Below are 18,521 nucleotides of genomic sequence, written 5' to 3'. Positions count from 1 at the left end.
TAGACAAGCACACACAAGGCCAGATTTAACAAAAAAGATACAATTTTATTATATTGCGTTAGCGATCACGCTTATAAAACTTATGACATAAAGTGGCCCTGCAGCCGGTAACGGTTCCCCGGGAAAAGCAGCCGGGCATGCGACACAATGTGCGACGAGGACCAGGTACGGCGGCGGATCAGCAGGCACGGATCGTGCTCTTTAATGCGCAGCCTTTCGCACTCCTGCGGCGTGGCGCGCACGGCCTCCACAATGTGCTCCCCTTCCGTCAGCGGTGCGACGAGCGAGAGATAGGCATGCGGCGTGGTCTGGGTGTAATCCTGGTTCAGATAGTCCGGTATCCGCTCAGCGTTAACGCAGCGATCTTCAATCTGCACCGGAATGTCGTTTTCGAAATGCACCATCACGGAGTGGAAGATGCGGCTTCCCTCCTTGACGTTAAGCTCTGTGGCCTGCTCGGCGCTGGCCTGGGTCTCTTCGAGCACCAGCACCTCACAGCGGTGCTGATGATTACGCGCGGCTATCTCGTCCGCAATGCTGCGGATTTCAAACAGCGCCGACTGTCCTTTCGGTTCCGCCACAAACGTCCCCACGCCCTGTAGGCGCACCAGAAGCCCTTCGTCGGTCAGCTCGCGCAGCGCCCGGTTGACGGTCATCCGGCTAAAACCAAACTGTGCCACCAGCTCGGCCTCCGAAGGAATGCGATCGTGCGGGCGCCAGACGCCGGTAGCGATTTTTTCGCTAATTGCCTGCTTCACCTTTTCATAGAAAGGCGCGGGAGGGCTCGACTGCGGCAGAGGTGAGCGTGAAAACATCGTGACTCCTTGAATAGTGTTATGCCCACCAGTGAGCAATTTGCCAGGCCAGGCGGGCGGCGAGCTTAGCGCCCTGCCCGTCCCGATCGTACTGCGGGTTAAACTCTACCAGATCGGCGGCCTGTAGCTTACCGCTGCGGCAGATTTGTTCGATAACCGGGAGAAGATCCAGCGCCGGTATGCCTAACGCAGCCGGTGCGGACACGGCAGGCATTTCGCTGGCGGGCAGGACGTCCAGATCGATCGTCAGATAAATACGATCGGCCTGCGCCAGTACCTTTTCCAGGGCGGATAGCGCATCGCGCCTGAAATGGAGATCTTCCACCAGCGTGACGTTCAGGCGTTCGGCCTCATCCCACAAAGCCTGCGTGTTCGCCGCCCGGCTCACGCCAAGGCAGGCGTAGTGAAATTCCCGCCCGCGCTCATCGCAGTAGCGCGCCAGCTGGCGAAACGGGGTGCCGGACGTCGCCCGGTCGGCCTTGCGCAGATCGAGATGGGCATCCAGGTTGATAATGACCACCCGCTCGTCCGGGAAGGCGTCCAGCACGCCGCGACCGTGCGCCCACGCGGTTTCGTGCCCGCCGCCAAACACCAGCGTGCGCATCCCGGACCGCTGGCATGACGTCACGGCATCGCTTAAAGCCTGCTGTGCCGCCTCAAGCTCGTCCCCTTCAACGTAAACCGAGCCCATATCCGCCAGCCGGTCATGCCCCTGATGGCTTGCCATATTTGCCAGCGCTTTTCGCAGCATATCCGGTGCCTGCACGGCGCCGGGCCTGCCCTGATTGCGTTTTACCCCTTCATCACATTCAAAGCCTATCAGCGCGATGCCGGATGAAAGCGGCGTGAACTGGCCCTGCTGCTTTATCGTCTGGAAAATGCGCTTTGCGCTGCTGGCCTCGGCGCTGTCATCGCGCCCCTGCCAGACGGTTTCGGCTACGGGCCGCCATAACCTCATACTGCCTCCCCACGGAAAATACGTTGATACAGCGGGTTGCGTCCCGGCTCGTAGACCATCTCTACCGGATGATGAGCATCCCAGACGATAAAATCGGCGACAAACCCGGCCCGCAGCTGTCCGTGGGTTTCCCCGCGGCCCAGCGCCTGCGCGGCATGGCGCGTGACGCCAGCCCAGGCTTCTTCCGGGGTCAGGCCAAACTGGACGCAGGCCATGTTCATCGCCAGGTGCAGGCTCGCAAACGGGCTGGTGCCGGGGTTATAGTCGGTGGCGACCGCCATCGGCACGCCCTGTTTTCTGAGCTGTTCAATCGGTGGACGCTGGCGCTCCTGAAGAAAATAGAACGCACCCGGCAACAGGACGGCAACCGTGCCGCTTTGCGCCATCGCCTGAACGCCTGCGTCGTCGAGATACTCAATATGGTCGGCGGAAAGGCCCTTATACTGGCTGACCAGCGCCGCGCCGCCCTGATTCGACAGCTGTTCGACATGCCCTTTCACCGGGATACCCAGCGCGGCGGCGGCCTTGAAGAGGCGTTCGGTTTGCGACGGGGTAAAGCCGACGTTTTCACAAAACACGTCGACTGCTTCATATAACTCTTTTTGCCACAGCGTGGGCAGTATCTGCTCACAGACCAGCGTGAGGTACGCATCAGGATCCTGCCGGTATTCCGGCGGAACCGCATGGGCCGCCAGCAGCGTTGGGCTGATATCGATCGGATTATTGAGGCCCAGCTGGCGCGCGACCAGCAGCATCTTCTCTTCGGCCTCGGGGTTTAGACCGTATCCCGACTTGATTTCAACCGTAGTGACGCCTTCATTCATCAGTCGCTGAAGCCGCTGCTGCGCCAGCTTAAGCAGGGTTTCGGGGGAGCTGCTGCGGGTCGCCGTCACGGTAGCGTTAATCCCGCCCCCCTGGGCGCTGATGGTTTGATAAGAGACGCCGTTCAGACGCTGCTCCCACTCCGCCGCGCGGTCGCCGCCAAATACCAGGTGGGTATGGCAGTCAATCAGGCCAGGCGTGACCAGACGTCCCTGAAGATCGACACAGTGTCGGTGTCCGGAAGGAATGTCAGATTCAGGGATCACGCCCAGAATAGTGTGGCCGCGCACGACCAGGGCGTGTTGCTCTTTCAGTCCGTAAGGCGCAGGTACGTCCGGCGCCATCGTAGCCAGTCGCGCATTTCGCCATATCACATCGTCGGGATGAATCTGCTGCATGGGCATTCCACTTGTCATGGGTTGTATAGACATTTATTTGCATCCACCGTCTACTGTCAACCGCCTTGAAGGAAAATGTTAGTTATTTGTGATCACTTACTTGCCGCTCTCGGGCTAAAAATGGAACTTTTACCCTTTTTATCTTCCCGTTTCGCTCAACTTAGTATAAAAAAGCAGGCTATTTCGTCTGTCCCGTAAAGACTTGCATACCCAGGAGCTCTACCTTGAACATTTCCAGGATTTCCCGTCTGGCGTTAGCACTCGCCTTTGGCGTGACCTTATCCGCATGCAGTTCAACACCACCGGATCAGCGCCCTTCTGAGCAGGTTGCGCCCGGTACCGTCTCCCGCCCGATTTTGTCCGCTGATGAAGCGAAGAACTTCGACCGTGCACACTACTTCTCAGCGATGGATCCTAACGCTGCGCCGTGGACCCCGTCGTCTATTAATCTGCCGAAACAGCCTGACTTCGTGGTTGGCCCGGCGGGTGCGCAGGGCGTAACGCATACCTCAATTCAGGCTGCGGTTGATGCTGCCATCACTAAACACAGCGCGTCTCGCCAGTACATCGCGATCCTGCCTGGTGAATATGAAGGCACCGTGTATGTTCCGGCGGCACCAGGCAGCATTACGCTTTACGGTCTGGGCGAAAAGGCGATTGACGTAAAAATTGGTCTGGCGATTGATTCCGAAATCGACAGCAACACCTGGCGTCACCTGGTGAACCCGGCCGGTAAATATATGCCGGGCAAACCGGCGTGGTATATGTTTGATAACTGCCAGAGCAAGCGTTCCGCCACCATTGGCGTGATGTGCTCGGCGGTATTCTGGTCTCAGAATAACGGTCTGCAGCTGCAGAACCTGACCATTCAGAATACCCTGGGCGACAGCGTTGATGCCGGTAACCACCAGGCCGTTGCGCTGCGTAGCGATGGCGATAAGGTGCAGATTAACAACGTCAACATTCTGGGCCGTCAGAACACCTTCTTCGTGACCAACAGCGGCGTGCAGAACACCCTGCAGAATAACCGTCTGACCCGTACCCTTGTGACCAACAGCTACGTTGAAGGTGACGTGGACCTGGTGTCCGGTCGCGGCGCGGTGGTGTTTGATAATACCGATTTCCGCGTGGTGAATTCACGTACTCAGCAGGAAGGTTACGTGTTTGCTCCGGCAACCCAGTCGAACCTCTTCTTCGGCTTCCTGGCCGTGAACAGCCGCTTTAATGCTGCCGGTGACGGCGTGGCGCAGCTGGGACGTTCCCTGGACGTGGACTCAGCCACCAACGGTCAGGTTGTGATCCGCGACAGCGTGATCAACGAAGGCTTCAACATGGCGAAACCGTGGGCGGATGCCGCGATCTCCAAACGTCCATTCTCCGGCAACACCGGTGCGGTGGATGATAAAGGGAACGTGCAGCGCAACCTGAACGACGCTAACTTCAACCGCATGTGGGAGTACAACAACCGCGGTCTGGGTAGCAAAGTGGTTGCTGAGCCGAAGCAGTAAGCTGTTTTGCCGGGTGCGGCTTCGCCTTACCCGGCACACAGAGATAAAAAAACCTCGCATTCGCGAGGTTTTTTGTTTTCAGCCGCTTAGTGAGCGTTAACCACCACCCACATCGGCCCCTGGCCTACGGCGTAGCGCCCTTTCTCTTCCAGCAGCCCCTGCTCGCCTTTAATTTCGTACAGCGCGATATGGTGGGATTTCTGCCCCGCTGCAATCAGGTATTTGCCGCTGTGATCGATATTAAAGCCGCGCGGCTGGGTTTCCGTCGGCTGGAAGCCTTCAACCGCCAGCACGCTGCCGTCTTCGGAAACGCTAAACACGGTAATCAGGCTGGAGGTACGGTCGCAGGCGTACAGATGGCGGCCATCTGGCGTAATGTGGATATCCGCCGCCCAGCGGGTGTCGGAGAAATCAGACGGCATCATGTCCAGCGTCTGCACGCACTCAATCTGACCGTTTGGATCTTTCAGTTCCCATACGTCCACTGAGCTGTTCAGTTCGTTGACCACGTAGGCATACTGCTGGTTCGGATGGAAGACCATATGACGCGGACCAGCGCCTTCAACAGTCGTAACTTCAGCTGGATTCTGCGCCACCAGGTGACCATCGTCGCTCAGGGTGAACAGGCAGATACGATCCTGCTTCAGCGCAGGCACCCACAGCGTGCGGTTATCCGGAGAGATATTCGCCGAGTGGCAGCCTTCAAGCCCTTCCACCACATCCACGGTTTCGACCGGAATGCCGTCTTCCAGACGCGTTACGCTGACGCAGCCCGCGTTATACGAGCCGCTGAAGACAAAGTTGCCTTTGCGATCGGTAGAGATATGGGTTGGGCTGCCCGGCAACGGGGCTTCAGCAGTGTACGTCAGCGCGCCGTCGTCCGGAGAAATGCGATAGGCCAGCACGCGAAACTCCGGGCGCACACCCACGTACAAGAAACGTTTATCCGGGCTGATGACCATCGGCTGTACCTGGCCTGGCACATCAACAACCTGAACCAGCGTGAGTGTCCCTTCGGTATTTAAGCGCCAGACGTGGATCTGCTGGCTTTCAGGACTGGCGGTATAAACGGTTTGTTTCATGAATATTCACTCCTCACTGCGCATGAAAGTAGTTAACTTTTGACGGTGAATGCTGAATTGTCGACAGGAATTTTGAAGCGTTCGCCTCTCGGTGTACCATCCCATCAAAACGTAAATTCAATATTAACCCGGAAAAACAGATGACCTCGCGTGTGATTGCTCTGGATTTAGACGGTACCTTACTGACGCCGCAAAAAACCCTTCTCCCCTCTTCTCTGGAAGCGCTTAAACGCGCGCAGGAAGCGGGATATCAACTCCTTATCGTAACGGGTCGACATCACGTTGCCATTCACCCTTTTTATCAGGCACTGGCGTTAGATACACCTGCAATTTGTTGTAATGGCACTTATTTGTATGATTATCAGGCAAAAAAGGTTTTAGAATCCGACCCGCTGCCGGTTCCCCAGGCGCTGCAACTGATTGATCTGCTGGATGAGCATGCCGTTCACGGCCTGATGTATGTGGATAACGCAATGGTCTACGAGCGCCCTACCGGCCACGTGGTGCGCACCAGCAACTGGGCGTTGTCCCTGCCTGAAGCGCAGCGTCCCGTCTTTACCCAGGTTTCCTCCCTGCGTCAGGCGGCCCAGGACGTTGAGGCTATCTGGAAATTCGCCCTGACGGATGAAGACACCACCAAGCTGAATGCCTTCGCGAAACACGTGGAACAGACGCTGGGTCTGGAGTGCGAATGGTCCTGGCACGATCAGGTGGATATTGCCCGCAAAGGCAACAGCAAAGGCAAACGCCTGACGCAGTATGTGGAATCAAAAGGCTGGTCGATGCAGGACGCGATCGCCTTCGGCGACAACTACAACGACATAAGCATGCTGGAAGCCGTCGGTACGGGCGTGGCGATGGGCAATGCCGACGACGCGGTCAAAGCGCGCGCGAACGTGGTGATTGGCGACAACACCACCGACAGCATCGCGCAGTACATTTATACCCACCTGCTGTAATCAGGCGGTGATCGAGACGCTCTTAATTTGCGCGTAAAGCCACAGTCCGGGTTTGATCCCTAACTCATCCCTGGCCCACGGGCTGATGCGCGCCCAGAGCGTCCTGCTGCCGACCTCGAGCTTCACTTCCACCTGCCCGTTATCATCAAAACATTCCGCCACTTTGGCGCGCAGGATATTTCGAATACTGGTTTGCAGCGGGGGCTGCAGCACCAGCGAGACGTCCGACGCCTGAATACGAATACGCAGCGCGGACTGTAACGGCTTGTCGATCTTATTGACCCACAGGTGCTGATCGCCCAGCGCCAGCGCCGTCATCGCGTAGTGCGGATGATGTTCCAGGACGCTTACTTTCAGAATGCTGCTCTGCTGTTCCCGGGGCAACCAGGGGTGCATCACGCTGCTGCCCCACACCTCTTCCAGGTTGCCAAACGCCTTAACGCTGCCCTCTTCCAGCACCAGCACCTTGTCGGCCAGATGGAGGATTTCGTCCAGCGAATGGCTGACGTAGAGCATCGGAATATTAATTTCCCGCGTCAGGCGCTGCAGGTAGGGCAGGAGCTCACGTTTACGCGGAATATCGAGCGAGGCCAACGGTTCGTCGAGCAGCAGCAGTTCGGGTGCGGTCAGCAACGCGCGGCCAATGGCCACGCGCTGTTTTTCTCCACCGGAGAGTGAGGATGGCAGCCTGTCGAGCAATGGCTCAATACCTAAAAGCGTCACCAGCTTATCAAACTGCCCGGCCATGCTTTTCGCCATGCCGTAACGCAGGTTGCCGCGCACGCTGTAGTGCGGGAACAGGCGTGCATCCTGGAAAACATAGCCGATGCGGCGTTTATCCGGCGAGAGGTAAACCTTATTCTCCACGTCATTCAGGACGCGGTCATTCAGAACAATCCGGCCAGACTGCGGGCGGGTCAGGCCGCTGATGGCATTAATCAGCGACGTTTTTCCCGCCCCCGACACGCCAAAGATGGCGGTGATTCCGCTTGCAGGCAGCGTCTCGTTAAGCGTCAGGGTATGGTTTCCCAGCGTCTGGGTAAAATGGAGTTCCAGCATGCTTATTTCCCCATCCGCTCGCGGCTGAGCCGCGCCAGCCATTCAGACACCATCAGCGATGCCAGCGCCAGCACAATTGAAATAATACACAGCCGCGCCGCCGCGCCTTCACCGCCCGGCGTTTGAATCAGGGTATACATTGCCGACGGAATCGTCCGCGTCTCGCCGGGTATGTTCGACACAAAGGTGATCGTCGCGCCAAACTCGCCGAGCGAGCGGGCGAAGGCCAGCACCGTGCCGACAATAATGCCCGGCAGCGTCAGCGGAAGCGTGATGGTGAAAAAGACGCGCCAGCGCCCGGCGCCCAGCGTGCGGGCCGCCTGTTCAAGCTTCATGTCCACGCCTTCCAGAGCGAGACGTATCGCCCGCACCATCAGTGGGAATGACATCACCGCCGCAGCCAGTACCGCACCGCGCCAGCTAAAAGCGAACGTCAGCCCAAACCAGTCGTAGAGCTTCTCGCCGATAAAACCGCGTCGCCCCATCGAAATCAGCAGCAGGTAACCGACCACTACGGGCGGCAACACGAGCGGAAGATGAAGCACGCTGTCGAGCAGCGTTTTGCCGGGAAACTGACAGCGAACCAGTAGCCAGGCAAAGAAGATCCCAAAGGGCAAACTCAGCGCAACCGCCAGGGAAGAGACTTTAAGGCTCAGCAGAACAGCCTGCCATTCAGGATCGGTCAATATCATCAGTGAGTCGTAAATCCGTAACGTTTAAAGATAGCGGACGCTTCAGGCCCCTTCAGATAATCGCGGAAAGCCGTCACGGTCGCATTTTTATGTCCATCAACAATCGCAACAGGATATTCCACTTTCTTGTGGGAGTCTTCCGGGAACGTTGCCACCACTTTCACCCCCTTACTGGCTACGGCATCAGAACCATACACAATGCCCAGCGGGGCTTCGTTGCGTTCCACCAGCGCCAGCGCGCCGCGCACGTCTTCGGCCGGGGCCAGCTTCGGCGACAACGTCTCCCATGCGCCCAGCTTTTGCAGCGCTTCTTTGGCATAAATCCCGGCCGGAACGTGCGCCGGGTCGCCCACCGCCAGACGGCCACCGTTCAGCAGGCTCGTCCAGTTGGTCTGTTTGTTGATAGTGATGTCCGCCTGCGCGCTGCCTTTTGGCGCCACGACAACCAGGCTATTCCCCAGCAGCGTTTCGCGGGTTGTCGCATCAATCGATTTCTTCTCCGCCGCGTAATCCATCCACTTCTGATCCGCCGAGATGAACAGATCCGCCGGTGCGCCCGCTTCTATCTGGCGAGCCAGCGTCGAGGAAGAGGCAAAAGAGGAGACCACCTCGACGTTTTTCTCTTTTTTATACGCCGCCGCAATATCCTGCAGCGCGTTAGTCAACGACGCCGCCGCAAAGACCGTGATTTTACCCTCGTCCGCCAGCGCGTGTCCGGTAAGGGAAAGCGTCAATGTTGCCCCTGCAAAAAGGCGTACCCATGAACGTGCCATCTGTAACTCCTGTGAGTAGCGTTATATACACATTAATATAACGATAACGTCAGGGAGATCCCAGCGTTTAATCGTACCGCTGAATGGGTAAACCGGTGTGATGCGTTAAATTATATCGGCGAAAACGGGAAAATCTTGAGAGCAAAACGCCCGGGCAAGCCGGGCGTTTTGTGGGGAATCAATGCTGTTTTTTAGCCTGGTCTCTGTGACCAATGTTCGAAAAGACGTTGAACACTTCACCCAGGCCGTAGATGGCACCGAGGATGATGGCCATCACTACTGGTACCATGATCACGGCGAATACCAGACTTTTCAACAACTCTAACATGGTTTTCTCCAGATATTGTGAATGACTCATTCTACCCTGAATAGTGAGAAAAACATCCCCTTTTGTGCGGTACCCTTTGCGCCCTGCACCATTTGGGTCACAATACTCTTTTTGCCAGGACACTGTTATGCAGGCCGAAATTCTCCTCACTCTACGACTTCAGCAAAAGCTTTTCGCCGATCCGCGACGTATCGCCCTGCTTAAACAAATAGAACAAACGGGCTCGATTAGCCAGGGGGCGAAAAACGCGGGAATCAGCTATAAAAGCGCCTGGGACGCCATCAATGAGATGAACACTCTGAGCGAACACCCGCTGGTGGACAGAGCCACGGGCGGCAAAGGCGGCGGCGGTGCGATCGTGACGCGTTATGGCCAGCGCCTTATTCAGCTTTACGATCTGCTGGCGCAGATCCAGCAAAAAGCGTTTGATGTGTTGAGCGATGACGATAACGTTCCGCTGGACAGTCTGCTGGCCGCCATTTCCCGCTTCTCGCTTCAAACCAGCGCCCGCAACCAGTGGTTTGGTACGGTGACGGCGCGCGACAATCTGCAGATACAGCAGCATATTGAGATCCTGCTTGCCGATGGCACCACCCGTCTGAAGGCCGCCATAACGGCGCAAAGCGCGGAACGTCTTGAACTGGATGAAGGTAAAGAGGTGCTGGTGCTGCTGAAAGCGCCGTGGGTCACTATCACGCGCGATCCCGACGCGGCAAAGGCAGCAGATAACCAGCTGCCGGGCACAATCAGCCATATCGAACGCGGCCAGGCGCAATGCGAAGTGCTGATGACCCTGGCAGATGGGCAACCGCTTTGTGCGACCATTCCGCTCAGCGAGTCGGACGACTTAGAAGAAGGTGCTGTCGTCACCGCTTATTTCAACGCGGACCGGGTGATTATCGCCACTTTGTGCTGAGCGCATTGACAATCGAACCGACAGTGCGTATCCCTGATATCTGGTGCTGCAAAAACAGGGATAAATCATGTCATCATTGCATATTTCGCAAGGCACGTTTCGTCTTAGCGATACCCGAACGCTAACGATTGCTGATTTGACGATTCGCGCGGGTGAAAGCTGGGCGTTTGTCGGCACTAACGGCAGCGGTAAATCCGCGCTGGCCCGCGCGCTGGCGGGAGAGCTCAACCTCCTCAAAGGCGAATACCAGAGCGACTTTACGCGCCTGACGCGCCTGTCGTTTGAACAACTGCAAAAGCTGGTCAGCGACGAGTGGCAGCGCAACAACACCGATTTGCTCAGCCCTGGCGAAGACGATACCGGCCGAACGACCGCGGAAATTATTCAGGATGAGGTCAAAGACCCCGCACGCTGTCAGCGCCTGGCAGAACAGTTCGGTATCACCCCTCTGCTGAACCGGCGCTTTAAATACCTTTCAACCGGCGAGACGCGAAAAACGCTGCTTTGTCAGGCGCTGATGAGCGAGCCCGAGCTGCTTATTCTGGACGAACCGTTCGACGGTCTTGACGTGCAGTCCCGGGCGCAGCTGGCGTCCCTGCTGGCGTCGCTTAATCAGCAGGGATATACCCTCGTGCTGGTGCTTAACCGCTTCGATGAAATTCCGGACTTTATCCAGCACGCGGGCGTCCTGGCCGACTGTAACCTGACCGAGACAGGCGAAAAAACCGCACTGCTTAAGCAGGCGCTGATTGCCCAGCTCGCCCACAGCGAACAGCTCGACGGAATTACTCTTCCGGAACCTGACGCCCCTTCGGCCCGCCATGCGCTCGATCCCCACCAGCCGCGCATCGTGCTGCGCGATGGTGTGGTCTCTTATGACGATCGCTCGATCCTTAACCGCCTCAGCTGGACGGTCAATCCGGGCGAGCACTGGCAGATTGTCGGCCCCAACGGCGCGGGAAAATCCACGCTGCTGAGCCTGATCACCGGCGATCACCCGCAGGGCTATAGCAACGATCTGACGCTGTTTGGTCGGCGTCGCGGCAGCGGAGAAACCATCTGGGATATCAAAAAGCATATCGGCTACGTCAGCAGCAGCCTGCATCTGGATTACCGGGTCAGTACCACGGTACGCAACGTGATCCTTTCCGGATATTTTGATTCCATCGGTATTTATCAGGCGGTGTCGGACAAACAGCACAAGCTGGCCCAGCAGTGGCTGGATATCCTGGGCATGGACACCCGGATCGCTGACGCGCCGTTTCATAGCCTGTCGTGGGGGCAGCAGCGCCTGGCCCTGATCGTTCGCGCGCTGGTGAAACACCCTACGCTTCTGATCCTCGACGAACCGCTGCAGGGACTCGACCCGTTGAACCGCCAGCTTATCCGCCGCTTTGTGGACGTGCTGATTAGCGAAGGTGAAACGCAGCTGCTTTTCGTTTCACATCATGCCGAAGATGCCCCCGCCTGCATCACGCATCGCCTGGAGTTTGTTCCGGACGATGAGGGTTATCGCTACCTTCTCAGCAACGTTGATTAACCGTGGAGGGCTCTGCCCTCCTCTTTTTCAGATAACTTGCATCAATACATCGCTATCTCTTTGATCTAGAATGCTCTCAGTCATGAAAAAAGTGAGTGTGAAAACGAGTGTAAACGATTCCACTATTTTATCCCATGTCACACTTTTCGCGTCTCTGTTATGCTATGGTTATTACATACCATAAGCCCAATGGAGCGAAATATGCGAGTTCTGGTAACAGGTGGTAGCGGTTACATAGGTAGCCATACCTGCGTGCAGCTGCTGCAAAACGGCCATGACGTCATCATTCTCGACAACCTGTGCAACAGTAAGCGCAGCGTGCTGCCTGTGATTGAACGTCTTGGCGGTAAACAACCGACTTTTGTGGAAGGCGACATCCGCAACGAAGTGCTGATGACCGAGATCCTTCACGACCACGCCATAGAAGCGGTGATCCACTTCGCGGGTCTGAAAGCGGTCGGTGAATCCGTTACGAAGCCGCTCGAGTATTACGACAACAACGTCAACGGCACTCTGCGTCTCATCTCCGCCATGCGCGCGGCGAACGTCAAAAACTTCATCTTTAGCTCCTCCGCCACCGTCTACGGCGATCAGCCGAAAATTCCTTACGTTGAAAGCTTCCCGACCGGTACCCCGCAAAGCCCGTACGGCAAAAGCAAGCTGATGGTGGAGCAGATCCTGACCGACCTGCAAAAAGCCCAGCCGGAGTGGAGCATCGCGCTGCTGCGCTACTTCAACCCGGTCGGCGCGCATCCGTCTGGCGATATGGGTGAAGACCCCCAGGGCATCCCAAACAACCTGATGCCGTATATCGCCCAGGTTGCCGTAGGCCGCCGCGAGTCGCTGGCGATTTTTGGCAATGACTATCCGACCGAAGACGGCACCGGCGTGCGCGACTACATCCACGTAATGGATCTGGCCGACGGTCACGTTGCGGCCATGCAGCAGTTGGCTGACAAACCGGGCGTGCATATTTACAACCTCGGCGCCGGAGTCGGCAGCAGCGTGTTGGACGTGGTTAACGCCTTCAGCAAAGCCTGCGGCAAGCCGGTGAACTACCACTTCGCACCGCGTCGCGAGGGCGATCTGCCTGCTTACTGGGCCGATGCCACCAAAGCCGACAAAGAGCTTAACTGGCGTGTGACGCGCACGCTTGATGAAATGGCACAGGATACCTGGCACTGGCAGTCACGCCACCCGCAAGGCTATCCGGACTAAGGATCCGTCATGACGCAATTTAATCCCGTCGATCATCCGCATCGTCGTTTTAACCCGTTGAGCGGGCAATGGATTTTAGTTTCTCCGCATCGCGCTAAGCGCCCCTGGCAAGGGGCGCAGGAGACGCCTGCAAAACAGACCCTGCCGCAGCACGACCCGGACTGCTTCCTCTGTCCAGGCAACACGCGCGTTACCGGGGATAAAAACCCGGACTACAAAGGCACCTTCGTGTTCACAAACGATTTTGCCGCCCTGATGACCGACACGCCGGACGCGCCTGAAAGCCACGATCCGCTGATGCGCTGCGAAAGCGCGCGCGGAACCAGCCGCGTGATCTGCTTCTCGCCCGATCACAGCAAGACGCTGCCGGAGCTGAGCGTGGACGCGCTGAAAGAGGTCGTCAGCACCTGGCAGGCGCAAACCGCAGAGCTGGGGCAGAGCTATCCGTGGGTGCAGGTGTTCGAAAACAAAGGCGCGGCCATGGGCTGCTCGAACCCCCATCCGCACGGCCAGGTCTGGGCGAACAGCTTCCTGCCTAACGAAGCCGAGCGTGAAGACCGTCTGCAGAAAGCGTATTACGCGGAAAACGGCTCGCCGATGCTGGTGGATTACGCGCAGCGTGAACAGGCCGACGGCAGCCGTACCGTGGTGGAAACCGAACACTGGCTGGCCGTCGTGCCTTACTGGGCCGCGTGGCCGTTTGAGACGCTGCTGCTGCCGAAAGCACATGTTCTGCGTATTACCGATCTCAGCGACGCGCAGCGCGACGACCTTGCCCTGGCGCTGAAAAAGCTGACCAGCCGTTACGACAATCTGTTCCAGTGCTCCTTCCCGTACTCCATGGGCTGGCACGGCGCGCCGTTCAACGGGGAAGAGAATCAGCACTGGCAATTGCATGCCCATTTCTATCCGCCGCTGCTGCGCTCTGCGACGGTACGTAAATTTATGGTGGGCTACGAAATGCTGGCAGAAACCCAGCGTGACCTGACGGCGGAACAGGCGGCAGAACGTCTGCGTGCCGTTAGCGACGTCCACTATCGCGAATCAGGAGTCTAAAAAATGAGTCTGAAAGATAAAACACAATCCCTGTTTGCTGAGAAATTTGGCTACCCTGCCACCCACGTTATCCAGGCGCCAGGCCGCGTTAACCTGATCGGTGAACACACCGACTATAACGATGGTTTCGTGCTGCCGTGCGCCATCGATTATCAGACGGTTATTAGCTGTGCGAAACGCGACGACCGTAAAGTCCGCGTGATTGCGGCTGATTACGGTAATGAGACGGACGAATTTTCCCTCGATGGCTCGATTGTGACGCACGACAGCCAGCAGTGGTCTAACTACGTGCGCGGCGTCGTCAAACACCTTCAGAAGCGTAACAAGAACTTCGGCGGTGCGGATTTAGTCATCAGCGGCAACGTGCCGCAGGGTGCGGGCTTAAGCTCCTCTGCGTCTCTGGAAGTTGCCGTCGGCACCGTATTCCAGCAGCTTTACCATCTGCCGCTGGATGGCGCGCAAATCGCCCTGAATGGTCAGGAAGCAGAAAACCAGTTCGTGGGCTGTAACTGCGGCATTATGGACCAGCTGATTTCCGCGCTCGGGAAAAAAGAGCATGCACTGTTAATTGATTGCCGTTCGCTGGGAACCAAAGCCGTTCCCCTGCCAAAAGGCGCGGCCGTGGTGATCGTTAACAGCAACTTTAAGCGCACGCTGGTGGGCAGCGAATACAACACCCGCCGCCAACAGTGCGAAACCGGCGCCCGTTTCTTCCAGCAGCCAGCCCTGCGCGACGTGACGCTCAATGAATTTAACAAAGTGGCGCACGAGCTGGATCCGGTTGTCGCCAAACGCGTTCGTCACGTGCTGACGGAAAATGCCCGTACGGTTGAAGCCGCGTCCGCGCTGGCGAAAGGTGACCTGAAACGCATGGGTGAGCTGATGGCGGAATCGCATGCCTCCATGCGCGATGATTTTGAAATCACCGTTCCGCAGATCGACACCCTGGTGGAAATCATCAAAGCGACCATTGGCGACAAAGGCGGCGTGCGCATGACGGGCGGCGGTTTTGGCGGCTGTATCGTTGCGCTGGTGCCAGAAGAGTTGGTCCCTGCCATACAGGATGCCGTGGCGAAGCAGTACGAAGCCAAAACAGGCATCAAAGAAACCTTCTATGTTTGTAAAGCATCACAAGGAGCCGGACAGTGCTAAACGAAACACCTACACTCGCACCGGATGGTCTGCCGTATCGCCTGTTAACCCTGCGCAACAGCGCTGGGATGGTCGTTACGCTGATGGACTGGGGTGCTACCCTTCTTTCTGCCCGCGTACCGATGCCGGACGGCAGCGTGCGCGAGACCCTGCTCGGCTGCGCCTCGCCTGAGCAGTACGTCAATCAGTCCGCCTATCTGGGCGCGTCCGTTGGGCGATATGCTAACCGCATCGCGAAAAGCCGTTTTGAACTCAACGGCGAGCAGTACACCCTGCTTCCAAGCCACGGTGAGAACCAGCTGCACGGCGGGCCGGACGGGTTTGATAAACGCCGTTGGAAGATTGTTCGTCAAAACGACGGTGAAGTGCTGTTCTCACTGGATTCGCCTGATGGCGATCAGGGCTTCCCGGGGAACCTTACCGCATCCGCGCGCTTTACGCTGACCGATGACAACCGTATCGCCATTGAATACCGTGCGAAGGTCGACAGGCCGTGTCCGGTCAACCTGACCAATCACGCGTACTTTAATCTGGATGGTAGCCAGTGCGACGTGCGTGAGCACAAGCTGCAGATCCTGGCGGATGCGTATCTGCCGGTTGACGAGATGGGCATTCCATATCAGGGCCTCAAAGACGTGAGCGGCACCAGCTTTGACTTCCGCAGCGCGAAAACCATCGCCCGGGATTTCCTGAGCGAAGACGATCAGCGTAAGGTGAAAGGCTACGATCACGCTTTCCTGCTGCAGGCCAAAGGTGATGTGAAGCGGCCTGCCGCACAGGTCTGGTCTGCGGATGAGAAGCTGCAGATGACGGTTTATACCACTGCCCCTGCCCTGCAGTTTTACTCAGGTAACTATCTCGGCGGCACAACGGCGCGCGAACACGAAGAGTACAGCGACTGGCAAGGCCTGGCGCTGGAGAGCGAGTTCCTGCCGGACAGCCCGAATCATCCGGAATGGCCGCAGCCAGACTGCGTGCTGCGCCCGGGTGAAGAGTACGTGAGCGTGACGGAATACCATTTTATTCCACATTAATATTCAGCCCTCCCTCCGGAGGGCTTTTTTCTGCACGCCTTGCTGAAAATAGCGCCGATCGCAGACAAAATCATAACCCTGGATTCACAAGCATCTTACACTCAGAGACTATTTTCGCTATGGTTAGGGTTAAGCGTTGCTGCTGGCACGGCCACGGCAATATAATGAGAATTGTTATCATTCTAAAAATGCTTGAGGAGTAAGAGATGGCTATTACTAAGCTGGTCCTGGTGCGTCACGGCGAAAGCCAGTGGAACAACGAAAACCGCTTTACCGGTTGGTACGACGTTGATCTGTCCGAGAAAGGCGTAAGCGAAGCAAAAGCAGCAGGTAAACTGCTGAAGGAAGAAGGCTTCAGCTTTGATTTTGCTTACACCTCTGTGCTGAAACGTGCCATCCACACCCTGTGGAACGTGCTGGACGAACTGGATCAGGCCTGGCTGCCGGTTGAGAAGTCCTGGAAACTGAACGAACGTCACTACGGTGCACTGCAGGGCCTGAACAAAGCGGAAACCGCTGAGAAATACGGTGACGAGCAGGTTAAACAGTGGCGTCGCGGCTTCGCAATCACCCCGCCAGAGCTGACCAAAGATGACGAGCGCTACCCGGGACACGACCCGCGTTACGCGAAGCTGACCGACGCTGAGCTGCCAACCACCGAGAGCCTGGCGCTGACCATCGACCGCGTTGTGCCTTACTGGAACGAAACCATTCTGCCACGCCTGAAAAGCGGCGAGCGCGTGATCATCGCGGCTCACGGTAACTCTCTGCGTGCGCTGGTGAAATACCTGGACAACATGGGTGAAGACGAAATCCTCGAACTGAACATCCCAACCGGCGTACCGCTGGTGTATGAGTTCGACGAAAACTTCAAGCCAATCAAACACTACTATCTGGGTAACGCAGAAGAGATCGCGGCGAAAGCAGCGGCTGTTGCGAACCAGGGTAAAGCGAAGTAATTTTCGCCAGACATAAAAAAAGCGCGGAGCCTTCCGCGCTTTTTTATTTGTGCCTGAGAATTCAGCCGCGGCGCGCTTTTACCGCATTTGCCAGCTGGCGCAGGATAGCGTCGGTATCGTCCCAGCCGATGCAGGCATCGGTCACGCTTTTGCCGTACACCAGCGGCTCGCTGCCTTCCAGGTTCTGGTTACCTTCAACCAGATGGCTTTCGATCATCACCCCAATCACCGCCTTCTCACCGCCGGCAATCTGCTGGCAGACGTCTGAACCCACTTCCATCTGCTTTTTAAACTGCTTGCTGGAGTTCGCATGGCTGAAATCGATCATCACCTGCGGCGGCAGTCCGGCTTTTTCCAGCCCGACTTTCACTTCTGCCACGTGTTTCGCGCTGTAGTTCGGCTCTTTACCGCCGCGCAGAATGATGTGGCAGTCACCGTTCCCGCTGGTGTTAACGATGGCGGAGTGACCCCATTTGGTCACGGACAGGAAGCAGTGCGGCGCACCAGCGGCGTTGATAGCATCAATAGCCACCTTAATGGTGCCGTCAGTGCCATTTTTGAAACCAACCGGGCAAGAAAGACCCGACGCCAGCTCGCGGTGGACCTGAGATTCAGTCGTGCGCGCACCAATTGCGCCCCAGCTCATCAGGTCCGCAAGGTATTGTGGCGTAATCATGTCCAGGAATTCACCGGCCGCAGGCAGGCCGCTGTCGTTGATCTCAAGCAGCAGCTTGCGCGCAATGCGCAGGCCGTCGTTGATCTGGAAGCTGTTATCCATGTGCGGATCGTTAATCAGCCCTTTCCAGCCCACGGTGGTGCGCGGTTTTTCAAAATAGACGCGCATGACGATTTCCAGCTCATCCTTTAGCTCTTCACGGAGGGTGAGCAGACGGGCGGCGTATTCTTTCGCGGCAGCCGGATCGTGAATGGAGCACGGACCAATCACCACCAGAAGACGATCGTCATTACCTTTCAGGATCTTATGGATCGCTTTACGAGCATGAGAAACCGTGTTTGCGGCATTTTCAGTGGCGGGGAATTTCTCAAGGAGCGCTACAGGAGGTAATAACTCATTGATCTCTTTAATGCGTAAATCGTCATTCTGATAATTCATCTTCGTTCCAGCTCTGCCATATCTTTAGTAATGAAAGCAATCCTTTCAATCTATCTTGTCGACCAGGAAGTGTAAACACGGTTTTACACTTCACGCAGATAATTCCTGGAATTCGCCTAAAAATTGCCACAAAATAGC

The 18,521-nt window shown here is 56.9% G+C and carries 18 protein-coding genes; 9 read left to right on the top strand and 9 right to left on the bottom strand.

All coding sequences use genetic code 11. From position 1 onward, the window contains the following. Positions 1 to 80: 80 nt before the first annotated feature. From ACW9E7_RS05100 to hutI, 3 genes are read right to left on the bottom strand one after another with little or no spacing between them, the layout of a single operon-like run. Positions 81 to 815, bottom strand: a complete 735-nt coding sequence (locus ACW9E7_RS05100) for a histidine utilization repressor (RefSeq protein ID WP_023310841.1) — start codon at positions 813 to 815, stop codon at positions 81 to 83. 19 nt (positions 816 to 834) lie between these two features. Then, entirely contained in the window at positions 835 to 1,773 is a 939-nt protein-coding gene (gene hutG, locus ACW9E7_RS05095) for a formimidoylglutamase (RefSeq protein WP_458727345.1), read from the bottom strand. Then, the gene (gene hutI / locus ACW9E7_RS05090) at positions 1,770 to 2,993 is read right to left on the bottom strand and encodes an imidazolonepropionase (protein WP_458727344.1); all 1,224 of its coding nucleotides are present in this window, start codon (positions 2,991 to 2,993) and stop codon (positions 1,770 to 1,772) included. The genes hutG and hutI overlap by 4 nt, the downstream gene beginning before the upstream one ends. A gap of 224 nt (positions 2,994 to 3,217) precedes the next feature. On the opposite strand from hutI, the gene ACW9E7_RS05085 reads away from it, so the two are divergent. Next, entirely contained in the window at positions 3,218 to 4,501 is a 1,284-nt protein-coding gene (locus tag ACW9E7_RS05085; protein ID WP_271367206.1) for a putative acyl-CoA thioester hydrolase, read from the top strand. Between the two features lie 86 nt (positions 4,502 to 4,587). Here the strand turns inward: ACW9E7_RS05085 and pgl are convergent, their stop codons facing one another. Further along, positions 4,588 to 5,583, bottom strand: a complete 996-nt coding sequence (gene pgl, locus ACW9E7_RS05080; RefSeq protein WP_045909472.1) for a 6-phosphogluconolactonase — start codon at positions 5,581 to 5,583, stop codon at positions 4,588 to 4,590. Between the two features lie 140 nt (positions 5,584 to 5,723). Between pgl and ACW9E7_RS05075 the strand changes: the two genes are divergently transcribed. Further along, positions 5,724 to 6,542, top strand: a complete 819-nt coding sequence (locus ACW9E7_RS05075; RefSeq protein ID WP_127730091.1) for a pyridoxal phosphatase — start codon at positions 5,724 to 5,726, stop codon at positions 6,540 to 6,542. On the opposite strand, the gene modC is transcribed toward ACW9E7_RS05075, so the two are convergent. The 4 genes from modC to ACW9E7_RS05055 form a co-directional block, all read right to left on the bottom strand. After that, positions 6,543 to 7,601: a molybdenum ABC transporter ATP-binding protein ModC gene (modC, locus tag ACW9E7_RS05070; protein WP_032661184.1), complete on the bottom strand. Its 1,059-nt coding sequence runs from the start codon at positions 7,599 to 7,601 to the stop codon at positions 6,543 to 6,545. Between the two features lie 2 nt (positions 7,602 to 7,603). Continuing rightward, a complete protein-coding gene (gene modB, locus ACW9E7_RS05065; RefSeq protein WP_032641645.1) occupies positions 7,604 to 8,293 on the bottom strand; it encodes a molybdate ABC transporter permease subunit in 690 nt (229 codons plus the stop codon). Then, the gene (gene modA, locus ACW9E7_RS05060; RefSeq protein ID WP_111963802.1) at positions 8,293 to 9,066 is read right to left on the bottom strand and encodes a molybdate ABC transporter substrate-binding protein; all 774 of its coding nucleotides are present in this window, start codon (positions 9,064 to 9,066) and stop codon (positions 8,293 to 8,295) included. The genes modB and modA overlap by 1 nt, the downstream gene beginning before the upstream one ends. A gap of 178 nt (positions 9,067 to 9,244) precedes the next feature. Beyond that, complete coding sequence (locus ACW9E7_RS05055; RefSeq protein WP_008501118.1) at positions 9,245 to 9,394, bottom strand: AcrZ family multidrug efflux pump-associated protein; 150 nt, start codon at positions 9,392 to 9,394, stop codon at positions 9,245 to 9,247. Positions 9,395 to 9,521: 127 nt separating this feature from the next. On the opposite strand from ACW9E7_RS05055, the gene modE reads away from it, so the two are divergent. The 7 genes from modE (at position 9,522) to gpmA (ending at position 17,269) form a co-directional block, all read left to right on the top strand. Continuing rightward, a complete protein-coding gene (gene modE, locus ACW9E7_RS05050) occupies positions 9,522 to 10,310 on the top strand; it encodes a molybdenum-dependent transcriptional regulator (RefSeq protein WP_458727343.1) in 789 nt (262 codons plus the stop codon). Between the two features lie 67 nt (positions 10,311 to 10,377). Further along, positions 10,378 to 11,850 (top strand): molybdate ABC transporter ATP-binding protein ModF, encoded by a 1,473-nt coding sequence (gene modF, locus ACW9E7_RS05045; RefSeq protein ID WP_458727342.1) that lies wholly within the window; start codon positions 10,378 to 10,380, stop codon positions 11,848 to 11,850. A 201-nt stretch (positions 11,851 to 12,051) separates the two neighbouring features. Further along, positions 12,052 to 13,068 carry a UDP-glucose 4-epimerase GalE gene (gene galE, locus ACW9E7_RS05040; protein WP_458727341.1) on the top strand — a complete coding sequence of 339 codons (1,017 nt, stop codon included), beginning with the start codon at positions 12,052 to 12,054 and terminating at the stop codon, positions 13,066 to 13,068. 9 nt (positions 13,069 to 13,077) lie between these two features. Further along, positions 13,078 to 14,124 (top strand): galactose-1-phosphate uridylyltransferase, encoded by a 1,047-nt coding sequence (gene galT / locus ACW9E7_RS05035; protein WP_111963799.1) that lies wholly within the window; start codon positions 13,078 to 13,080, stop codon positions 14,122 to 14,124. Positions 14,125 to 14,127: 3 nt separating this feature from the next. After that, positions 14,128 to 15,276, top strand: coding sequence for a galactokinase (galK, locus tag ACW9E7_RS05030; RefSeq protein WP_249575689.1), 1,149 nt, complete (start codon positions 14,128 to 14,130; stop codon positions 15,274 to 15,276). Beyond that, the gene (gene galM / locus ACW9E7_RS05025; RefSeq protein ID WP_458727340.1) at positions 15,270 to 16,310 is read left to right on the top strand and encodes a galactose-1-epimerase; all 1,041 of its coding nucleotides are present in this window, start codon (positions 15,270 to 15,272) and stop codon (positions 16,308 to 16,310) included. The genes galK and galM overlap by 7 nt, the downstream gene beginning before the upstream one ends. Before the next feature lie 206 nt (positions 16,311 to 16,516). Then, positions 16,517 to 17,269: a 2,3-diphosphoglycerate-dependent phosphoglycerate mutase gene (gene gpmA / locus ACW9E7_RS05020; protein ID WP_023310804.1), complete on the top strand. Its 753-nt coding sequence runs from the start codon at positions 16,517 to 16,519 to the stop codon at positions 17,267 to 17,269. A 61-nt stretch (positions 17,270 to 17,330) separates the two neighbouring features. Here the strand turns inward: gpmA and aroG are convergent, their stop codons facing one another. Then, a complete protein-coding gene (aroG, locus tag ACW9E7_RS05015) occupies positions 17,331 to 18,383 on the bottom strand; it encodes a 3-deoxy-7-phosphoheptulonate synthase AroG (RefSeq protein ID WP_136195362.1) in 1,053 nt (350 codons plus the stop codon). Positions 18,384 to 18,521: the final 138 nt, after the last annotated feature.

The sequence above is a fragment of the Enterobacter sp. H2G27 genome, from assembly GCF_054403075.1.
Note: the sequence above shows the minus strand (reverse complement) of the source record. Positions and strands in the feature narration are given on the sequence as shown.

Excerpts from the sequence above, each read along its gene's own strand:
- ACW9E7_RS05100 (WP_023310841.1), bottom strand. The coding sequence starts at position 815 with ATGTTTTCACGCTCACCTCTGCCGCAGTCGAGCCCTCCCGCGCCTTTC.
- hutG (WP_458727345.1), bottom strand. The coding sequence starts at position 1,773 with ATGAGGTTATGGCGGCCCGTAGCCGAAACCGTCTGGCAGGGGCGCGAT.
- hutI (WP_458727344.1), bottom strand. The coding sequence starts at position 2,993 with ATGCAGCAGATTCATCCCGACGATGTGATATGGCGAAATGCGCGACTG.
- pgl (WP_045909472.1), bottom strand. The coding sequence starts at position 5,583 with ATGAAACAAACCGTTTATACCGCCAGTCCTGAAAGCCAGCAGATCCAC.
- ACW9E7_RS05075 (WP_127730091.1), top strand. The coding sequence starts at position 5,724 with ATGACCTCGCGTGTGATTGCTCTGGATTTAGACGGTACCTTACTGACG.
- modC (WP_032661184.1), bottom strand. The coding sequence starts at position 7,601 with ATGCTGGAACTCCATTTTACCCAGACGCTGGGAAACCATACCCTGACG.
- modB (WP_032641645.1), bottom strand. The coding sequence starts at position 8,293 with ATGATATTGACCGATCCTGAATGGCAGGCTGTTCTGCTGAGCCTTAAA.
- modA (WP_111963802.1), bottom strand. The coding sequence starts at position 9,066 with ATGGCACGTTCATGGGTACGCCTTTTTGCAGGGGCAACATTGACGCTT.
- ACW9E7_RS05055 (WP_008501118.1), bottom strand. The coding sequence starts at position 9,394 with ATGTTAGAGTTGTTGAAAAGTCTGGTATTCGCCGTGATCATGGTACCA.
- modE (WP_458727343.1), top strand. The coding sequence starts at position 9,522 with ATGCAGGCCGAAATTCTCCTCACTCTACGACTTCAGCAAAAGCTTTTC.
- modF (WP_458727342.1), top strand. The coding sequence starts at position 10,378 with ATGTCATCATTGCATATTTCGCAAGGCACGTTTCGTCTTAGCGATACC.
- galE (WP_458727341.1), top strand. The coding sequence starts at position 12,052 with ATGCGAGTTCTGGTAACAGGTGGTAGCGGTTACATAGGTAGCCATACC.
- galT (WP_111963799.1), top strand. The coding sequence starts at position 13,078 with ATGACGCAATTTAATCCCGTCGATCATCCGCATCGTCGTTTTAACCCG.
- galK (WP_249575689.1), top strand. The coding sequence starts at position 14,128 with ATGAGTCTGAAAGATAAAACACAATCCCTGTTTGCTGAGAAATTTGGC.
- gpmA (WP_023310804.1), top strand. The coding sequence starts at position 16,517 with ATGGCTATTACTAAGCTGGTCCTGGTGCGTCACGGCGAAAGCCAGTGG.
- aroG (WP_136195362.1), bottom strand. The coding sequence starts at position 18,383 with ATGAATTATCAGAATGACGATTTACGCATTAAAGAGATCAATGAGTTA.